General features: G+C 59.7%; 15 protein-coding genes. 10 read left to right on the forward strand and 5 right to left on the reverse strand.

Annotation, left to right across the window (positions count from 1 at the left end; all coding sequences use genetic code 11):
* Window positions 1-8: 8 nt before the first annotated feature.
* The 3 genes from ACUN8C_RS12835 to ACUN8C_RS12845 all read left to right on the forward strand — a co-directional run bounded on the left by ACUN8C_RS12835 (window position 9) and on the right by ACUN8C_RS12845 (window position 2,363).
* Complete coding sequence (locus tag ACUN8C_RS12835; protein WP_445619565.1) at window positions 9-1,112, forward strand: branched-chain amino acid aminotransferase; 1,104 nt, start codon at window positions 9-11, stop codon at window positions 1,110-1,112.
* Between the two features lie 70 nt (window positions 1,113-1,182).
* Window positions 1,183-1,929 carry a glucose 1-dehydrogenase gene (locus ACUN8C_RS12840; protein ID WP_445619566.1) on the forward strand — a complete coding sequence of 249 codons (747 nt, stop codon included), beginning with the start codon at window positions 1,183-1,185 and terminating at the stop codon, window positions 1,927-1,929.
* Window positions 1,930-1,931: 2 nt separating this feature from the next.
* On the forward strand, window positions 1,932-2,363 hold the full coding sequence (locus ACUN8C_RS12845) for a DNA polymerase III subunit chi (protein WP_445619567.1): 432 nt from the start codon (window positions 1,932-1,934) through the stop codon (window positions 2,361-2,363).
* Between the two features lie 184 nt (window positions 2,364-2,547).
* Here ACUN8C_RS12845 and ACUN8C_RS12850 read toward each other — a convergent pair whose 3' ends face one another.
* Entirely contained in the window at window positions 2,548-4,206 is a 1,659-nt protein-coding gene (locus ACUN8C_RS12850; RefSeq protein WP_445619568.1) for a methyl-accepting chemotaxis protein, read from the reverse strand.
* A 248-nt stretch (window positions 4,207-4,454) separates the two neighbouring features.
* On the opposite strand from ACUN8C_RS12850, the gene ACUN8C_RS12855 reads away from it, so the two are divergent.
* The 3 genes from ACUN8C_RS12855 to ACUN8C_RS12865 all read left to right on the forward strand — a co-directional run bounded on the left by ACUN8C_RS12855 (window position 4,455) and on the right by ACUN8C_RS12865 (window position 9,015).
* Entirely contained in the window at window positions 4,455-7,298 is a 2,844-nt protein-coding gene (locus tag ACUN8C_RS12855; protein WP_445619569.1) for a valine--tRNA ligase, read from the forward strand.
* Window positions 7,299-7,523: 225 nt separating this feature from the next.
* Window positions 7,524-8,252 (forward strand): phosphatase PAP2 family protein, encoded by a 729-nt coding sequence (locus tag ACUN8C_RS12860; protein ID WP_445619570.1) that lies wholly within the window; start codon window positions 7,524-7,526, stop codon window positions 8,250-8,252.
* A gap of 34 nt (window positions 8,253-8,286) precedes the next feature.
* On the forward strand, window positions 8,287-9,015 hold the full coding sequence (locus tag ACUN8C_RS12865; protein WP_445619571.1) for a phosphatase PAP2 family protein: 729 nt from the start codon (window positions 8,287-8,289) through the stop codon (window positions 9,013-9,015).
* Window positions 9,016-9,072: 57 nt separating this feature from the next.
* On the opposite strand, the gene gloA is transcribed toward ACUN8C_RS12865, so the two are convergent.
* Window positions 9,073-9,516 carry a lactoylglutathione lyase gene (gloA, locus tag ACUN8C_RS12870; protein ID WP_445619572.1) on the reverse strand — a complete coding sequence of 148 codons (444 nt, stop codon included), beginning with the start codon at window positions 9,514-9,516 and terminating at the stop codon, window positions 9,073-9,075.
* A 164-nt stretch (window positions 9,517-9,680) separates the two neighbouring features.
* On the opposite strand from gloA, the gene ACUN8C_RS12875 reads away from it, so the two are divergent.
* The gene (locus tag ACUN8C_RS12875; protein WP_445619573.1) at window positions 9,681-10,082 is read left to right on the forward strand and encodes a DoxX family protein; all 402 of its coding nucleotides are present in this window, start codon (window positions 9,681-9,683) and stop codon (window positions 10,080-10,082) included.
* 18 nt (window positions 10,083-10,100) lie between these two features.
* Here the strand turns inward: ACUN8C_RS12875 and ACUN8C_RS12880 are convergent, their stop codons facing one another.
* A complete protein-coding gene (locus ACUN8C_RS12880) occupies window positions 10,101-10,793 on the reverse strand; it encodes a uracil-DNA glycosylase family protein (protein WP_445619574.1) in 693 nt (230 codons plus the stop codon).
* Window positions 10,794-10,926: 133 nt separating this feature from the next.
* On the opposite strand from ACUN8C_RS12880, the gene ACUN8C_RS12885 reads away from it, so the two are divergent.
* Entirely contained in the window at window positions 10,927-11,985 is a 1,059-nt protein-coding gene (locus ACUN8C_RS12885) for a metal-dependent hydrolase (RefSeq protein ID WP_445619575.1), read from the forward strand.
* 68 nt (window positions 11,986-12,053) lie between these two features.
* A complete protein-coding gene (locus ACUN8C_RS12890) occupies window positions 12,054-12,971 on the forward strand; it encodes a LysR family transcriptional regulator (protein ID WP_108844130.1) in 918 nt (305 codons plus the stop codon).
* A 6-nt stretch (window positions 12,972-12,977) separates the two neighbouring features.
* Here ACUN8C_RS12890 and ACUN8C_RS12895 read toward each other — a convergent pair whose 3' ends face one another.
* On the reverse strand, window positions 12,978-14,684 hold the full coding sequence (locus ACUN8C_RS12895) for an ATP-binding protein (protein WP_445619576.1): 1,707 nt from the start codon (window positions 14,682-14,684) through the stop codon (window positions 12,978-12,980).
* A gap of 74 nt (window positions 14,685-14,758) precedes the next feature.
* Entirely contained in the window at window positions 14,759-15,472 is a 714-nt protein-coding gene (locus ACUN8C_RS12900; protein ID WP_108844128.1) for a winged helix-turn-helix domain-containing protein, read from the reverse strand.
* Between the two features lie 583 nt (window positions 15,473-16,055).
* Between ACUN8C_RS12900 and ACUN8C_RS12905 the strand changes: the two genes are divergently transcribed.
* Complete coding sequence (locus ACUN8C_RS12905; RefSeq protein WP_445619577.1) at window positions 16,056-18,956, forward strand: ribonucleoside-diphosphate reductase subunit alpha; 2,901 nt, start codon at window positions 16,056-16,058, stop codon at window positions 18,954-18,956.
* Window positions 18,957-18,963: the final 7 nt, after the last annotated feature.

Raw genomic sequence — 18,963 nt, forward strand, 5'->3', positions numbered from 1 at the left:
TCCGAATCGTGTCTTCCTCTCAAGGCTTTGAGCTTCGCCCCACCACCACGCCCACCGACGCCGGTCAGCGTAACGAGATCCTGAGCAACCCGGGTTTTGGTCGCTACTTTACCGATCACATGGCCCATGTGCGCTGGACCCATGCCGAAGGCTGGAATGCCGGTGAAGTGCGCCCTTACGGGCCGCTGTCGCTGGACCCCGCCGCCTCGGTGCTGCACTACGCCCAGGAAATCTTTGAAGGGGTCAAGGCCTATCGCCACGCCGACGGGTCCGTCTGGACCTTCCGCCCCGAGAAGAACGCGGCCCGCTTTCAGGCCTCGGCACGCCGTCTGGCCCTACCCGAGCTGGACGCCGACACCTTCATCGACTCCCTGAAGGCGCTGGTCAGCCAGGACGTTGACTGGGTGCCCACACCTGCCAGCGAGGCCGAGGAATCCAGTCTTTACCTGCGCCCTTTCATGATTGCAAGCGAGAAATTTCTCGGCGTACGGCCCTCAAAGGAGGTCGATTACTACGTTATCGCCTCACCGGCGGCGGCCTACTTCAAGGGAGGCGTCAAGCCGGTCTCGATCTGGCTGTCGTCGAACTATAACCGCGCCGCGCCCGGCGGCACCGGCTTTGCCAAGTGCGGCGGCAATTACGCCGCCTCCCTGGCCGCGCAAAAGGAAGCCGAGGCCCAGGGCTGTGATCAGGTGGTCTTTCTCGACGCCGTTGAGAACAAGTGGGTCGAAGAGCTGGGTGGCATGAACCTGTTTTTCGTGTTCAAGGACGGGCGTCTCGTGACACCGGCCCTGACCGGCACGATTCTCGAGGGCGTCACTCGTGACTCGGTGCTTCAGCTGGCCGCCGATGCCGGCCTCAAGCCCGAAGAGCGCGCCATCAGCATCGAGGAATGGCGCGAGGGCGTACGCTCCGGCGAGATTACCGAAGTCTTCGCCTGCGGTACCGCCGCGGTCATCACGCCCATCGGCGAGCTGGTCAGCGACAATGATCGCCTGACCTGCAGTGACGGCAGCGGCGGCGAGGTCGGCAAATCGATCCGCAAGCAGCTGCTGGATATTCAGTACGGTCGCGTCGAGGACCGTCATGGCTGGCTGACACGTCTGGCCTGAGCCTTCTGAACGCCGCCTTCGGGCGGCGTTACCATACTAACGCCCGCCCTACGTCTACAGGAGAGATTCAATGAGCAAAGTCATGATCGTGACCGGCGGCAGCCGCGGTATCGGCGCGGCCACGGCACGCCTGGCCGCTGCCCGCGGCTATCAGGTGGCCGTCAACTACGTCAGCAATCGTGAGGCGGCCGATCAGGTCGTCAACGAGATTACCGCCGCTGGCGGCCGAGCTCTGGCGGTTCAGGCCGACATGGCCGTGGAAGCCGATATCGTGGCACTTTTTGAAACCGTCGACCGTGAACTCGGCCCGGTGGACGTGCTGGTCAACAATGCCGGCATCGTCGATCAGGTTGCGCGCGTTGACGAGATGAGCTTTGAGCGCGTGGACCGCATGATGCGCGTCAACGTGACCGGTCCGTTCATGTGCGCACGCGAGGCCATCAAGCGCATGTCGACCCGCCATGGCGGCAAGGGCGGCGCCATCGTCAATATCTCCTCGGCAGCGGCCCACCGCGGTGGCTCAAGTGAATATGTCGACTACGCCGCCTCCAAGGGCGCCATCGACACCTTTACCGAAGGCCTTGCCAAGGAGCTGGCCAGTGAGGGTATCCGGGTCAACGGCGTACGTCCGGGCGTGATCAATACCGAGATCCATGCCAGCGGCGGCAGACCCGACAAGCCGGAACAATCAAGCAAGAGCATTCCCATGGGCCGTGCCGGCAATGCCGATGAAATCGCCAGCGGCATCCTGTGGCTGGCCAGTGACGAGGCGTCATTTACCACCGGTGCACGCCTGGACATCGACGGCGGCGTCTGAGCATGACCCGCATCGATTTCTATGTGCTCTCGGCCACGACGCTGGAGGCCAGATTCGACTTCGCCTGTCGGCTGACCGAGACCATCTATCGCAAGGGCTATCGGCTGCACGTGCATCTGGAAGATGACGCCATGGCCCGTGAATTTGATGAGCGGCTGTGGGTCTTTCGCGAAGACGCCTTCGTGCCGCACGTGCTCATGGGTGAGCAGAGCCTGCCGCCGGCCCCGGTGACGCTGGGCTGGGAGGCCCCTCCGGAGCCCGGCATCGAGGCACTGTTGAACCTGAACGCTGCGATTCCGTCGTGGTTTTCCCGCTTTGAGCGCGTGGCCGAAATCATCAACCAGCATCAGGAAGTGCTCAGCGCCAAGCGCGAATGCTGGCAGACCTACAAAAGCCGCGGCTATGAAGTGAAGGCGCACCACATCAATAGCTGAGGCGAGACGGGTAACGTCTGAATTAAAAAGGGGGGCCGGCAACTGCCGGCCTCCCCTTTTGTTAAGCACTGTTTTTAAAAAACCCTCCTTTCAATGACGGCCTTTTAATGACCGCTTTCTTTCAATTTCTTTTTTGAAAGCGCGGGTTCGTGTGCGGGATGCCGGATGCGGCGATCACGCAGGCTCAGTGCTGCGGCGCCACCCTGAAACGACGCGTCACCTCGCGAAGCTCCTGCGCGCGCCCTTCAAGCTCCCCGGCGGCCGCCGCGGTCTGCTCCACCAAAGCAGCGTTGTGCTGAGTGGATTGATCCATCTGGCTGACGGCCTGATTGATCTGTTCGATACCGCTGCTCTGTTCACGAGCACCGGCAGCAATTTCACCCAGCAGGTCGTTCATGCGCTGAATGCGCGTATCCACATCCGCCATGCGCTCACTGGCCGCCTGCACGCGCTGAGCGCCCTCACCCACCTGCTGCCCGGACGTATTGATCAGGGTCTTGATGTCCTGCGCCGCCGAGGCCGAACGATTGGCCAGCTGGCGTACTTCACCGGCGACGACGGCAAAACCGCGGCCTTCCTCACCGGCACGAGCGGCCTCAACGGAGGCATTGAGGGCCAGCAGATTGGTCTGAAAGGCGATGCTGTCGATCAGCGAAACGATATCAGCAATCTTCGTGGAGCCTTCGGTAATGGCGGCCATCGACTGAACGGCCTCATCAATGGCCTGCTGACCGTCACGTGAGCTATCACGCGCCTGCTGGGCGAGATGTCGGGCCTGATCGGCACTTTCGGCGCTCTGGCGCACGCTGGCGGTCATCTGCTCCATGCTTGATGAGGTTTCTTCAAGCGCAGCGGCCTGCTGCTCGGTGCGAGAAGAAAGCTCCTGATTGCCCGAGGCGATCTCACCGGCTCCCTGATCCACCGACAGACTGGTGGTCTGAATGGCGCGTACCGAGTCCGCCAGCGCATCGCGCATGCTCTTGATGTTGGCCAGCAGACTGGTCCGGTCACCCTGGCGCAGCGTTACGGGCGCGGTCAGATCACCGTCGGCAATCTGTCTGACCACACCGGCCGCGTAGGCAGGCTCTCCGCCCAGCCGGCGCAGCACACGCTGCATGCCCCACCAGAACATGGCGGTCAGCAGCGCACCGGCCGCCAGCACGACCAGCCCCGACTCCATAAGGTTATCCAGCACGGTGGCGTTGACGTCACCCATGAACACGCCGCTGGCCAGATAGATGTCCCAGGGCTCATATCTTGAAACAAAGGCTTTGACGCGGGGTTTGGACTCCGAGCCACGCGCAAAGTTGGAGCGGTATTCCGTAAAGCCCTGACCATGAGCACGACCTTCACTGACCAGATCCTGAAACAGCAGGCGACCGGTCGGGTCGGTTACCGTCGAGACATCCTGCCCATAAGGCCTTTTGGGATGGGCCATGATCTGCAGGTTGCCACTGACCACGTAGACATAGTTGTTGCCCCCATCAAAGCGAAGATCACGCAGCTCGGCAAAGGCCTGCTGGCGTGCGGCACTGTCTGTCAGTTCGCCGCGCTCGACCCGGCCCTGATAGTGCTTTACGAGGTTCTCCGCCATGTCCACGGCACTGGTCAGGCGCGCCTCACGCTCGGCGTACATGACGCCCCGGCTTTGCCAGGCATTGACCATGAGCATGCCCACCAGAATCAGCCACATGATGGCGATGCCTGCCATCATCTGACGACGCAGGGTCATGCCCTCGCTGCCCGCTGCCTGCCCTTCAAGGCCGTGATCGGCGCGCGAGACGCCCGCGGGCTTTCGAAACCCCGAGAAAAGACCTGAACCTGATGTCCCTGTTACCTGCATGTCTACATACTCGCTTGAATATCTGCCAAAAAAGGAGGGCTATCTCACCGGGCGCTTCCAACGTTTCATATGAACTTAGACTTTGGTATTACCCGCCGGCGCTCTATCGGCCTTGTTCAACAATTCTTTAACCGCGCCATGCCATGACGTGTACCCCTCGACAGCGCTATAATTGGCGCCATTTTTCGCAGACTCGAGCACACACGTGCATTTTGCGAGTACTTCACAGCTTCAAACCGAGCCGGTCCATGGAAAAAACCTATCAGCCTGAATCGATCGAACGCGCCTGGTATCAGCACTGGGAATCCAGGGGCTATTTCGCCCCCACAGGTCAGGGCTCGCCCTACACCATCATGATTCCGCCGCCCAATGTGACTGGCAGTCTGCACATGGGGCATGCCTTCCAGGACACGCTGATGGACACCCTGATCCGCTATCAGCGCATGAAGGGTCACAACACCCTGTGGCAGATCGGCACCGACCACGCCGGCATCGCGACCCAGATGCTGGTCGAGCGCAAGCTGCAGCACGAGACCGGCCAGTCGCGCCATGATCTGGGCCGTGAGGCGTTCATCGACAAGGTGTGGGAATGGAAAAACGAATCCGGCGGGCATATCACCCGCCAGCTCAGACGCATGGGCACCAGCGTTGACTGGAGCCGCGAGCGTTTCACCATGGATGAGGGCTTTTCCAACGCGGTGCGCGAAGCCTTTGTGCGCCTGCATGATGAAGGCCTGATCTATCGCGGCAAGCGGCTGGTCAACTGGGACCCGACGCTGGGTACGGCGATCTCGGACCTGGAAGTGGAAAACCGCGACCAGCAGGGCCAGTTCTGGCATTTCCGCTATCCGCTGGCCGATGGTGTCACCACCGAAGCCGGACTGGACCACCTGGTGGTCGCCACCACCCGTCCCGAAACACTGCTGGGCGATACCTGTGTGGCGGTCAACCCTGCGGATGAGCGCTATGCCTCGCTGATCGGCAAATTCATCACCCTGCCGCTGGTGGGCCGCCGCATTCCGGTGATTGCCGACGAACACGCCGACATGGACAAGGGCTCGGGCTGTGTGAAGATCACGCCCGCCCACGACTTCAATGACTATGGCGTCGGCCGGCGTCATGACAGTGCGCTGATCAACGTCTTTACCCAGCAGGCCTGCATCCGTGACGCCGCCGAAGTCTTCAACATGGACGGCAGCGCACGTGCTGACATCGACACGACCCTGCCCGAGGCCTATCAGGGCCTGAGCCGCTTTGAAGCGCGCGAGAAAATCGTTGCCGACATGGACGCGCAGGGACTACTGGAGAAGGTCGAGACCATCACCAACACCCTGCCCTATGGCGACCGCTCTGGTGATGTCATCGAGCCGCTGCTGACCGACCAGTGGTTCGTGGCGGTTGAAACGCTGGCAAAGCCTGCCATCGAGGCGGTGGAAAACGGCGATATCCGTTTCGTGCCCAAAAGCTACGAGAACATGTACTTCTCGTGGATGCGGGACCTGCAGGACTGGTGTATTTCCCGCCAGCTCTGGTGGGGCCATCGCATCCCGGCCTGGTATGACGAGACCGGGAAGTTCTATGTCGCCCGCAGCGAGGAAGAGGCGCGTGAAAAATATGCACTCTCCCCCGAGACGATCCTGATTCAGGACAATGACGTGCTGGACACCTGGTTCAGTTCCGGTCTCTGGACCTTCGGCACGCTGGGCTGGCCGGAAAAGACCCCGGAACTCGAGACCTTCCACCCGACCAGCACGCTGGTCACCGGTTTTGACATCATCTTCTTCTGGGTTGCCCGGATGATCATGATGACGCTCAAGTTCACCGGTCAGGTCCCGTTCAGGACGGTCTATGTGCACGGACTGGTACGTGACAGTCAGGGCCAGAAAATGTCCAAGTCCAAGGGCAACGTGCTCGATCCGATCGATCTGATCGACGGCATCGATCTGAACACGCTGCTGGAAAAGCGCACCGGCGCCATGATGCAGCCGCAAAAGGCGAAGGCGATCGCTAAAGCCACAAAAGCCGAGTTTCCCGATGGCATCGAGTCCAACGGCACCGACGCCCTGCGCTACACCTTTTTGTCGCTGGCCAGCACCGGGCGTGACGTCAAGTTCGATGGCGGCCGTCTGGAAGGTTATCGCAACTTCTGCAACAAGCTGTGGAACGCCGCACGCTATGTGCTGATGAATACCGAAGGTGAGGACTGCGGCCCTGACGGTGACGTCGCGCTGTCGCTGGCAGATCGCTGGATCGTCTCCCGTCTTCAGCAGGTCGAGACTCAGGTCACGAAGGCGCTGGATGAGTACCGGTTCGACCACGCCTCCCAGGCCCTTTACGACTTTGTCTGGAACGAGTACTGCGACTGGTATCTGGAGCTTTCCAAGCCGGTGCTGTGGGACACCGAAGCCACACCCGAGGCGCGTCGCGGTACGCGTCGCACGCTGGTGCGCGTACTGGAGACCATTCTGCGTCTGGCCCATCCGATGATGCCGTTTATTACCGAGGAGATCTGGCAGAAGGTATCGCTGCTGGCCGGCGTGGATATCGAACGCCTGGGCAGCTCGATCATGGTCCAGCCCTGGCCGTTGGCTGATGAATCCCGTATCGATGAAGCCGCCATTGCCGATATTGAATGGGTCAAGGCCGTCATCATCGCCATCCGCAATATTCGCGCCGAACTCAATATCGCGCCGGGCAAACCGCTGGAAGTCCTGCTGACGCATGGCGACGATAGCGACCGCCAGCGCCTCAAGGACAATGCTCTGTTCCTGAGCAAGCTGGCACGACTGGAAAGCGTGCACTTTGTCGCCGTTGAGGAGGTGCCTGCCTCCAGCGTTCAGCGTGTCGGCGCCATGGAAGTCCATGTGCCGATGGCCGGACATATTGATCGTGACGCTGAACTTGCACGCATTGATCGCGACATCGAAAAGCAACAGAAGCTGATGGATGGTGTCGAGAAAAAGCTCGGCAACGAAAGCTTCATGAGCAAGGCACCGGCCGCCGTGGTCGACAAGGAACGCGCCAAGCTTGAAGAAGCCCGCGCCAATCGCGATACGCTACTGGCGCAGCGTCGGACCATCGAAACCCTGTAGTCCTTTACTGGCATCTCTCTCGTCAGGTCACTTTTGAGCGTGACCGTTCTCTACAGCAGGCCCTCGGGCCTGCTGTTTTTGTCTCTGCCCGCCTTAGAATAACTCCGCCCGTCTCTGAATGACTTCGATAGCCTCTCTCTTGCAGTGCCATTACGGCTCGGCACTTTTTATTAAAGCAATATTAAATTATAATGAACACTGTTTTATAACTGCGCTGTGTTTGCCATGAATTTTCGCCGAATCCTTTTCTATAACCTGCTGGGCGTGGCACTGGTCACGACCTGGTGGCTGCCGCAATTTCTGGTCTGGTCCTCCGTCGATGACGCTATCTTCTGGTTTTTCAATCAGTTCATTACGCCGGACTACCCGACCTGGACCAGCCTTCTTGCCGCGCTCAATACCCGTGCCTTTGACAGGGCAATGTTCGTATTGCTGGTGATCATGCTCTACATCGCCATGAAGCGCGACGCTCAGGGCAGCTGGCTCAAGTGGGGCGCCATTGGCCTGATCATGACGGCGACTGCACTGATCCTTCAGGATGTCATTCACAGTGTCATGACCTACAGGCACGCCAGCCCGACTGCGATGCTCGATCACGTCAATCTTTTGTCCGAGCTGACCAGCCTGCCGGCCAAGGATACAGCGTCGAGCAGTTTCCCCAGTGACCATGGGCTCATGGCCATGATCTTTGCTGCTTTCATGTGGCGCTTTGCCGACCGTCTGGTGGCCTGGAGTGCCACGGCACTGGTCGTGCTCGCCTGCGCCCCGCGCATCATGGTGGGTGCGCACTGGGTCAGTGACGTGTCCGTGGGGGCACTCTCGATTGCCCTGATCACTCTGCCCTGGATGCTGTGTACGCCACTGGGCTACGGCGCCGTTAACGCCGTCGTGCATTTTTCAAAAGGGCTTGCCAACTGCGCGAGTCGTCGTCACCGGAACGCGCACTGCGATTGAGCCGGTATTTCGGACTGCCTCTGGAGGGGATGTCATGAATTCAAAACGTATCATCTACTGCAATCTGGCGGGGCTTGCCCTGTTTGCAAGCTGGCTCTGGTTCTCTGTGTGGCTGGTGCTTGACGACAATATCTTCTTTTTCTTCAATCAGTTCATCACCAGTGAGCACCCGATCTGGGTCAACTTTCTGGCCGCGGTTAATACCCGCTATTTCGATGCTGCCTCTCTTGGCATGCTGCTGGCCATTTTTGGCTGGGCGATCTCGCTGGACACTCGCCCGGGACGCTGCTGGCACTGGCTGGGTGTGGGGTTGACCATGCTGTTGGTGGCGGGGCTTTTGGCCGTGGCGACCAACAAGCTGCCCTATGGGCATCCAAGCCCGACGCTCAGCTTCAATCACGTCAATTTTTTGACCGATGTGGTCTCGTTTGACACCAAGGACGCTGACAAAAACAGCTTTCCCGGGGATCACGGCCTGATGCTGATGGTGTTCACGGGCTTCATTTTGCGCTTTGGCGATCGTCGTCCGGCCATCCTGAGTGCGCTCATGATCGCCGTGCTCAGCGCACCGCGGGTCATGGCTGGCGCCCACTGGCTGCAGGATGTCTACATGGGCTCGCTTTCCATAGCGCTGCTGGTGCTGCCCTGGGTGCTGTGTACGCCCGTTGCCCCGCGCTGTGTGGCTGCCGTGGAAACCATGGCCGAGCGTTTCAATCTTCCCGGTACCACGTCATATGCGTTAAACGAACGACGCCACGCCTGACGCAACAGGGGGCACCCGGCCGGGTGCCCCCTGTACATGTCCAATGGCCGGAAAACCCTACCAGCTGCCGGTATTGTCCATCGACGCCCAGGGCTCCTGCGAAGGCTTCGGGTCGCCCTTTTGCAACAGCTCGATGGAGATGCCATCGGGCGATTTCACAAACGCCATGTGACCATCACGCGGCGGGCGGTTGATGGTCACGCCGTTGTCCATCAGATGCTGACAGGTGGCGTAGATATCATCGACACGATAGGCCAGGTGGCCGAAGTTACGCGCCCCCGTGGTCAACTCTTCCGGGTCCCAGTTCCAGGTCAGCTCAAGCTCAGGCGCCTGCTGCTCGCTGGAGGTCGCCTCATCATCATTGGCGGCCAGAAAGATCAGGGTAAAACGCCCTTTCTCACTCTCCTTGCGGCGCACTTCCTTCATGCCCAGCAGATCACAGTAAAACTGCAGGGACTGATCAATATCAGTGATACGTACCATGGTATGTAGATATTGCACGATGTACTCCTCAGGGTCGTATGACACGCGTCTTGAACGCGCATGACACATTGGCTGCCACGTTCGGCCAACGTGTGCAATCTGGTGAATGCCTTGAAACGATGGCACTGTAATGCTGGCGAACAGGTCGTTTTTCAAGTCAGGACTGGCATACGGGGAAGATCATGTCGTTTTTTAACAATGAACATCTGGGCAAGCTGATCCTTCGTCTCGCGCTGGGCGTGACGCTGCTGCTGCACGGCATCGCCAAGATTGGCGCTCCAAACGTCCTCGAGGTGATTGGCCATCATCTCGAACACTGGAGCCTGCCCACACCGCTGGCCTTTGGCGTGTTTATCGGCGAGCTGATGGCGCCGCTGATGATTCTGGCCGGCTGGCGCTGTCGCATCGGGGGTGGCCTGGCGGCCATCAACATGCTGTTTGCCATTGTGTTGATGCGCCTGGGCGCCGTCTGGTCACTGAACGATACCGGCGGCTGGAACATCGAAACCGAAGTGCTGATGCTGGGCGCAGCCCTGGCACTGATGTTTTGTGGCAGCGGCCGCATGGCCATCCGACCGGATTAGTCGACGCTCATCTGATGATCACAGCAACAGGTGATCAGGCCTGACCTCCAGCTGATCAAGGCGCTGCGCCAGCAGTCCCGGAAAACGACCATACCAGGTCTGGTTCAGCGGCGAGGGATGAGGCAACGGATAAAGCGTGAATGTCTGCGCCTGCCCCCGGTCATCTTCCAGCGTGACCTCGATACTGCTTTCAAAGCGATCCTCACGCTTCCAGAACGCCTCGAGGCGATCACGCTCGGCCCTGGGTCGATTGATACCGAACCACAAAAAGGCCTCGCGCCCCAGTGTGATGAGCGTGCGCCCTTCCCAGCGCGAGATCAAAAGCTCGTTCATCAAGCCATGAAAGTGACGCTTGACCTTCATCGACCACGCCTTGTTGCCCACCGGCTTGTAGGGCACGGTATTGATCCAGAAAAAATGCTCGCCCACGGCACGTGAGGCTTCAAAATCCGGCATTTTCTCGCCGTAGAGATGCTCATAAAGCGCCTTTCTGACCAGCTGCCCGCCGGCCCCGATGAAGGGTTCGCCGTAGCGCACCTCATCACGTCCGGGATCGCGCCCAAAAAATCCGATACGCAGATTGCGCCGGCCCAGCCCGATAATGGGATCGAGCGGATCACGCTCAAAGCGCTGATAGACCTCAAGATCGATGCCGTCGGTGTCAGCCGCCAGCGCTCTGAAGGCTTCCTGCTGACGCGGGGTCAGGGACATATTCGCAACTCCTTGTTACTCTTTGATCACCCGGCTCACTTCTGGCCGCACCAATACCTGCTCTGGCAGGACAAGCATAGCTGCCATGACCTGATGAGATGTCCATCAATAATACGGGAGTAACACCAAAGCGATGGATTCCCTGACACAGGCCTGCCTTGGCGGCGCGCTGGGCGGCGCCGTACTGGGACGACGACTCGGCCGCAAGTCGATTTTGCTGGGCGCCGTGGCCGCAACCCTGCCGGATCTGGACAGTTTCATCGGTTATGGCAACGCCGTGGCCGACTACACCTACCATCGCAGCGCCACGCACTCGGTGTTTGTCCTGTCGCTGCTGGCCGGGGTCTTCACCCTTGTCTGCGCGCGCCTGCCGGCAATCCAAAAGGTGCCTACCCGGTCATGGTTCTGGTTCTGGTGGCTGTGTCTGGTCACTCACCCAATTCTGGATGCCTTTACCACCTACGGTACCCAGTTGCTCTGGCCCATCGCCTCGCCCCCGGTGGCCTGGAAAACCATTTTCATCATCGACCCTCTGTATACCCTGCCCATGCTGGTGGCCATCTTCGTGGCGCTAATCAGGGGCACCCAGGGACGCGCCATCATCATTGGCCTGGCCCTCTCGACGGTGTATCTGGGTTTTTCCATCGCGGCCAAATCCATGGTACTGGCGCAGGTATCGCCGGCGCTGGTCCAGCGCGGGCTGGAGGATCGGCCGGTCATGGTGCAGCCCACGCCGCTGAACACGCTGGTATGGCGCGTCACCGTGATCGATGACGACCGGCAACTGGAAGCGCTGGTCAGCCTGCTCGATGACCGCCACACTCTGGCCTTTGACAGTTTTCGCCGACCGATGGTGGCCCATGACATGCTTGTTGACAGCGCGTCAGGCCAGCGTCTGGGCTGGTTTGCAGCCCCCTTCTGGCGCAGCGAGGAGCGCGATGGCACTCTGGTGGTGACCGATTTGCGTATGGGCCAGCCGGGCACCTATTCCTTTGCCTTTGTGCTGGGCGAGCGCGATGATAGCGGCCAGTGGCATCCCGTAACATCGCGCTCGGCCGAAACGGCCAGGCCCGATACCCGCCTTCTGTCGGCACTGTTTCAGCGTATTACGCAACCCAAGGCCCTGTGTCCGTCAGACTTTGGCGACCGTGATCTGCTTCTGCCCGATGCCGAATGTCGGCATCCGGGGTAGAAGTTGTCGGCACAGGACCCATATTCAGATGATTTATCCTTCAGACCAGCCATGAGAGAGACGCTTTAATGATCGAGTTCCGGCACCTGCGTACCCTGCTGGCACTGCGCGATACCGGGTCACTGGTCGAAGCCGCCGAGCGCGTGCATTTGACCCAGTCGGCACTGTCTCATCAGCTCAAGGATCTGGAAGAGCGACTGGACTGTCCGCTGTTTTTGCGCAAGACGCGACCGGTGCAGTTCACCCGCGCCGGTCAAAGGCTTCTGGGACTGGCCGAGCAGGTACTGCCCCAGATTCGTAACGCCGAGCGCGATATTGCGCGCATGGCGGGTGGAGAGCAGGGTCGCCTGCACATGGCCATCGAATGCCACAGCTGCTTTCAATGGCTCATGCCGACCATCGATCACTTTCGCGACCACTGGCCCGAGGTCGAGGTCGACATTCCGGCCGGTCAGCATTTTGACCCGCTGCCGGCACTGGCACGTGAGCAGCTTGATCTGGTCATTACGGCCGACCCGCAGCCGCTGCCGCGCATCCACTACGAACCGCTTTTTCGCTACGAAAGCCTTTTGGCCGTGGCCCGACAGCACCCTCTGGCCGACAAGCGCCATGTCGTGCCGGAAGATCTGATCGACCAGATCCTGATTACCTATCCGGTAGAACATTCAAAGCTCGATGTCTTTACCCGCTTTCTGGAACCTGCCGGCATTCATCCACGCGAAACCCGCACGGCCGAGCTGACCATGATGATGATGCAGCTGGTGGCGAGTGAGCGTGGGGTATGCGCCCTGCCAAACTGGGCGCTGACCGAATATCTTGAAAAGGATTATGTGAGGGCATGCTCACTGGGTAGAGACGGCGTGTGGGGGACACTGTACGCCGCCGTCCGGGTCGATCAGATGAGCCAGGTCTGGATGAGTGACTTCCTGCGCACGGCGCGCGAGACGTCCTTTTCCGTGCTCAATGGCATACGCCCGGCCGGCTGACAGGCCTCAGGCGTATTCTTCGATCGCTTCGTAGTGACGCGGCAGGGAAAGAATGAACTGGGCACCGCCCAGCTCGGGGGCCGTATCGACCGTAATGCGCCCGTGGTGCCATTGCACGATACGGGCCACGATCGCCAGCCCCAGGCCGTAGCCGCCAACGCCGGGCTGATGCCGGGTGCGGCTGTCATCAAGACGCGCAAAGGGCTTGAAGATGCGTTCCTGATCCTCAGCCGGTACTCCCGCACCATCATCCTCGACGCTGAGATACACCATGCGCTCATCGCCCAGCAGGCGCACATGCACCCGGCTGCGGGCATGGGTACAGGCATTGGACACCAGATTCTGTAGTGCGCGCTGCAAATAGCGTGAATCGGCATGCACGTTGAGTTCCTGACCGCCGGTTACCTCGAGCGTCAGCTGCGGGTGCAGGGGCGTGAGCGTTTCAACAACGCGGTCAGCAATGTCACGCACTTCAAGACTGACCGGCTCCAGCGGCAGGAGCCCGTCGGTGGCGCTGTCCAGACGTGCATAGGTCAGGATCTCGTCGATGAGCCGGTCGATGGATTCGATGTCGTCATCCACCCCTTTCAGTAAACGCCTGATGCCGGGCGATTCACTCATGTCATCAACCATCTGCAGCGCAAAGCGTACCCGGGCCACAGGCGTTCGAAACTCGTGCGATACCGCCCGCATCAGATCCTGCTGGGAAGAGAGCACGGCCTGTACCTGATCGGCCATGGTATTGAACGCCAGGCCCAGCTGGGTCAGATACTCCCCTTCCTGAATGGTCACGCGCGCGTTGTAATCCCCGGCCGTGAAGTTTGCCGTGGTCTGCTCAAGTCGGGTCAGACGTTTCTCCACGCTGCGCATGATCAAATAGATGGCTGTTCCCAGCAGGGTCAGCATCAGGGCCATGACCATGGCGATGGTCAAGACAGGCAGCGACTCAAAGGGCGACAGCGGCCCGACCATGATCCAGCGGCCGCCGGAGAACTGGGCGTAAAAGCCAAGGCTTGAGCGCTCGGCCACGACGTTGATGACAACATGCCCGGCATTGAGCTGTGCCAGCTGACTGTTGGAAAGGCCCGGCGGCGTGCCGCTGCCCATGCCCATGGGCAGGGAGATACGGCTGCGAAGCTCCTGAAAGCGGGCTTCGCGCTCGTCATCCGGTGAAAGCTCGAGCCACTGGCGCAGCAGGGAGACCAGCTGCAGGGGTTGCTGCTCGGAAAGGCCGGTAAAGTGTGCCACCAAAATGGCATTATCCTCACCGGGCAGACGCTGATAGAGCTGCCAGCCGATTTCGCCCTGGGCCTGGCGCGCCAGCACATCGCCTGCCGCCAGACGACGTCGGTCCATGAACCCGAGCATCAGCGTTTCGGAATCCGACAGTGCCAGACGAATGCCCAGCTCATCTTCGTAGGCGCTCAGCCAGGCATCACGCGAGCTTTCCGGCTGACTGGCCACCAGAGAGGTCAAAAGCGCCATCGGGCCGCTGGCCAGACGCTGGCGATAGTGATCTTCCCGCCAGTCGTCGATCAACCATGACGCCACCACGCCTACCCAGAAGATGGCCATGAGCGAGATGAACAGGGTCAGATAAAGCCGACGAAAACCACCGTGCGCAGACAGCGGCCGATGAGGCGGCGGTGCCAGACCATCCGCCCCGCCCGAGCGGGAGTGCCATGAGGCGAGAGAGGGGAACTTTGACGGCATCGTCTATCCTTTACACAGATGTTTTAGAGTAGACGAAGCCGCCCTTCACGATATGAGATCGGGGCGTTGCGGACTCAGATCTCTCGAACGAACAGGTATCCCTTGCTGCGTACGGTCTTGATACGCTGCGGCTGATGCGGGTCATCACCAATCTTGGGTCGAATGCGAGAGACACGCACGTCTATTGAACGATCCTGACCATCATAACGAATGCCGCGCAGCGCCGAGAAGATCTCTTCACGCGTCAGCACTCGGCCGGCATGAGAGGCCAGCAGCCACAGCAGATCAAATTCGGCACTGGTCAGATCGATACGCTCGCCGTTGAGCCATGCCTCTCTGGTCGAGGAATCCACGACCAGATCGCGAAACTCGAGACGGGTCTCTTCGTGCTCGGTGGTGTCCGACCCGTCGGCACGACGCAGCAGCGCACGCATGCGCGCCAGTAGAACACGCGGTGGCACCGGCTTGGGGACGTAATCATCAGCGCCCATTTCAAGGCCCAGTACCTGATCCATGTCATCGGTACGAGCCGTCAGCATCAAAATGGGGCCGGGGTACTGGTGGCGCACGCGGCGGCAGATGGACAGACCATCTTCACCCGGCAGCATCAGGTCAAGAATGACCAGGTCCGGCCGCAGGGACAGAATACGTTCGACGCCATTGGCGCCGTCGTGTTCGACGCTGACCCTGAAACCGTTGCCTTCAAGATACTCACGCGTCAACGCGGCCAGTCGTTCATCATCTTCGATGATAAGAATGTGTTCGTTGGCGGTTGTAATGTTATCCAAGGCTCGTCCGTCCGATCATTGATAAAGAAGCTTCCGTGCCGTCACCGGCATGCTGCGCGGGCAGCGCCCGAACATACGGCAGGCAGACAGCGATAAATGTGACCTTCAAACCCAACGGTCGTTCAACTTTGGCAACATTGTGCCACTGTTACACGAAAGTGCCCATACAGAAGCCACGTATTTGCACACGATTCTCATCATCAGGCTCTGATCGGCATGAATTTCATTCTGTGCGCCAACGATCGAGCTGAAATATTTGCGACAAAAAAACGCATCCCCACCAGAATTTTCATGTAACCGGCGGCATACCAGTGGTGGCAAGGCCTGTGGCGAGGTAAGCACACTTTATCCACAGATTGTGCGCCGGATTCGAGTCGTTTTTCCCTATTGAGGGTATTCGCCAGACACACTATATTGTGTCCACCTGGTCGACAGACACACCATGTAGTGTTTTTGCAGCAGATTCTTCCGACAGCTGTCAATATCTTGTGACCCAACTTTTTTCGATTCCGTGATGATCTGCCGTGCGTTTTAAAACGGCAGTCAGGGTACGGTTTTGACCTTAAGACAGAAAGGTAACGTTATGGAAACCTCGCATACAGAGCGTGATACCTCATCAATCCTTGATGATGCTCATACGCGCCAGACCGATCAGCAGCTGCGCGTCATCAAGCGTACCGGTGACACTGCCACCTTTGATGCGAGCAAGGTCTCCGTGGCGATGAACAAGGCCTTTCTTGCCGTGGAAGGTGACAACGCCGCCGGTTCCTCTCGCATTCGCGAGCAGGTAGAGCAGCTGACGCAATCCATTATGGAGACGTTCGCGCGTCGCATGCCGGAAGGCGGCACCCTGCATATCGAAGATATCCAGGATCAGGTGGAACTGGCCCTGATGCGCTCGGGTGAACACAAGGTGGCCCGCGCCTATGTGCTGTACCGCGAAGAGCACGCTCGTGCTCGCGCAGCTCAGCATCAGGGCATTGAAAAGCCTCACCCTACCATCAACGTGACCCAGCCCGATGGCAGCCGCCGTCCGCTGGATCTGGCCCGTATCGAGACGCTGATCACTGAAGCCTGTGCGGGTCTTGATAACGTTGAAGTGCGTCGCATCATGGATGAGTCGCTGCGCAACCTCTATGACGGTGTAACGCCCGATGGTGTTGCCACGGCACTGATGATGACCGCGCGCATGCTGGTCGAGAAGGAGCCCAACTACACCTTCGTGACTGCGCGTCTTTTGCAGGATAACCTGCGTCGTGAAGCGCTGTCCTTTCTCGAGGTTGCCGAGGAAGCCACCTTTGGCGACATGGCGACACTCTACAAGCCGGCTTTTCAGAACTACATCAAGCGCGGCATCGAATTCGAGCAGCTTGATCCGGTTCTGGCCGAGTTTGACCTTGAGCGTCTGGGCGATGCCCTGAGCCACGAGCGTGACAACCAGTTCACCTATCTGGGTCTGCAGACACTTTACGACCGTTATTTCCTGCACCGTGACGGCGTTCGCTACGAACTGCCGCAGGTCATGTTCATGCGCGTGGCCATGGGCCTGTCGCTGAACGAGCAGGACCGTGAAGCGCGTGCCATCGAGTTCTACGAGCTGCTGTCGAGCTTCGATTACATGACCTCGACGCCCACGCTGTTCAATGCCGGCACCATTCGCAGCCAGCTGTCCTCGTGCTATCTGACCACCGTGCCGGATAACCTTGAAGGCATCTACGGCGCCATTCGCGACAATGCCATGCTCTCCAAGTGGGCCGGCGGTCTGGGCAACGACTGGACACCGGTACGTGCACTGGGCTCCTACATCAAGGGCACCAACGGCAAGTCCCAGGGTGTTGTGCCCTTCCTCAAGGTCGTCAACGACACGGCCGTGGCGGTTAACCAGGGTGGCAAGCGCAAGGGCGCTGTCTGTTCGTACCTGGAAACCTGGCACATGGACGTCGAGGAGTTCCTCGAGCTTCGCAAGAACACCGGTGATGACCGTCGCCGCACGCATGACATGAACACGGCCAACTGGGTGCCGGATCTGTTCATGAAGCGCGTCAGCGAAGAAAAGGAATGGACTCTCTTCTCGCCGGCCACCTGCCCGGATCTGCATGACCTTTATGGCGCGGCGTTTGAAAAGCGCTATGAAGAATACGAAGCCATGACGCAGACCGGTGAGATCACGCTGTTCAAGCGTGTGCAGGCCAAGGATCTGTGGCGCAAGATGCTGTCGATGCTGTTTGAAACAGGCCACCCCTGGATCACCTTCAAGGATCCGTGCAACCTGCGCAGCCCACAGCGTCATGCCGGTGTCGTGCACTCCTCCAACCTGTGCACCGAAATCACGCTCAATACCAGCGTTGACGAAATTGCCGTCTGTAACCTGGGGTCGATCAACCTGGCCGCTCACGTGGTCAATGGTCAGCTGGACGGCGAGAAGCTCAAGCGGTCGGTCAAGACAGCCGTGCGCATGCTCGATAACGTCATCGACATCAACTACTACGCCGTACCGCAGGCCAGGCGCTCCAACTTCCGTCACCGCCCGGTCGGTCTGGGTCTGATGGGCTTTCAGGATGCGCTGTACAAGCACGGTATTGCCTATGCCTCCGATGACGCCGTGACCTTTGCCGATCGTTCCATGGAGCTGATCAGCTATCACGCCATCGAAGCTTCCAGCGATCTGGCAGCCGAGCGTGGTTGTTATGAGTCCTACGAAGGCTCACTCTGGAGCCAGGGCATTCTGCCCATCGACTCCATTAATGACCTGCAACGCGAACGTGGCGAACAGTATCTGCAGATGGACACGTCCACCACACAGGACTGGGACCATATCCGCAACAAGGTACGTCGTCAGGGCATGCGTAACTCCAACGTCATGGCGATCGCGCCGACGGCCACCATTTCCAACATCTGTGGCGTCACGCAGTCGATCGAGCCGACCTATCAGAACCTGTATGTGAAGTCGAATCTGTCGGGCGAGTTCACGGTGGTCAACTCGCACATGGTGCATGCACTCAAGGCGCGTGGCCTGTGGGATGAGGTGATGATCAATGACCTCAAGTACTACGATGGCTCGCTTCAGCCGATCGACCGCATTCCGGACGATCTGAAGCAGCGCTATGCCACGGCGTTTGAAATCGAACCGCGCTGGATCGTTGAGGCCGCCTCGCGCCGTCAGAAGTGGATTGACCAGGCACAGTCCCTGAACCTCTATATCAGCGGTGTTTCCGGTCGCAAGCTGGATACCACCTACCGCATGGCGTGGCAGCTGGGTCTGAAGACCACCTATTACCTCCGTGCACAGGCCTCTACTCGCCTTGAGAAATCCACGCTCAAGGGGACCGATGGCAAGCTGACCGGCGTCAAGCCCAACGCACCGACGCCGCAGACAGCGCCCGCGCCGTCATCAGAAGCACCGCAGGACGCTCAGCAGCCGCTGGGTTCGGCACCGCCGCTGGCCTGCTCACTCGATGATCCGGACTGCGAAGCCTGCCAGTAATTTGATC

The organism is Kushneria sp. Sum13, from assembly GCF_052692355.1.

What these genes read in the sequence shown, in the direction of transcription:
- ACUN8C_RS12840 (WP_445619566.1), top strand. Translation starts at nt 1,183, where the DNA reads ATGAGCAAAGTCATGATCGTGACCGGCGGCAGCCGCGGTATCGGCGCG.
- ACUN8C_RS12845 (WP_445619567.1), top strand. Translation starts at nt 1,932, where the DNA reads ATGACCCGCATCGATTTCTATGTGCTCTCGGCCACGACGCTGGAGGCC.
- ACUN8C_RS12850 (WP_445619568.1), bottom strand. Translation starts at nt 4,206, where the DNA reads ATGCAGGTAACAGGGACATCAGGTTCAGGTCTTTTCTCGGGGTTTCGA.
- ACUN8C_RS12855 (WP_445619569.1), top strand. Translation starts at nt 4,455, where the DNA reads ATGGAAAAAACCTATCAGCCTGAATCGATCGAACGCGCCTGGTATCAG.
- ACUN8C_RS12860 (WP_445619570.1), top strand. Translation starts at nt 7,524, where the DNA reads ATGAATTTTCGCCGAATCCTTTTCTATAACCTGCTGGGCGTGGCACTG.
- ACUN8C_RS12865 (WP_445619571.1), top strand. Translation starts at nt 8,287, where the DNA reads ATGAATTCAAAACGTATCATCTACTGCAATCTGGCGGGGCTTGCCCTG.
- ACUN8C_RS12875 (WP_445619573.1), top strand. Translation starts at nt 9,681, where the DNA reads ATGTCGTTTTTTAACAATGAACATCTGGGCAAGCTGATCCTTCGTCTC.
- ACUN8C_RS12880 (WP_445619574.1), bottom strand. Translation starts at nt 10,793, where the DNA reads ATGTCCCTGACCCCGCGTCAGCAGGAAGCCTTCAGAGCGCTGGCGGCT.
- ACUN8C_RS12885 (WP_445619575.1), top strand. Translation starts at nt 10,927, where the DNA reads ATGGATTCCCTGACACAGGCCTGCCTTGGCGGCGCGCTGGGCGGCGCC.
- ACUN8C_RS12890 (WP_108844130.1), top strand. Translation starts at nt 12,054, where the DNA reads ATGATCGAGTTCCGGCACCTGCGTACCCTGCTGGCACTGCGCGATACC.
- ACUN8C_RS12895 (WP_445619576.1), bottom strand. Translation starts at nt 14,684, where the DNA reads ATGCCGTCAAAGTTCCCCTCTCTCGCCTCATGGCACTCCCGCTCGGGC.
- ACUN8C_RS12905 (WP_445619577.1), top strand. Translation starts at nt 16,056, where the DNA reads ATGGAAACCTCGCATACAGAGCGTGATACCTCATCAATCCTTGATGAT.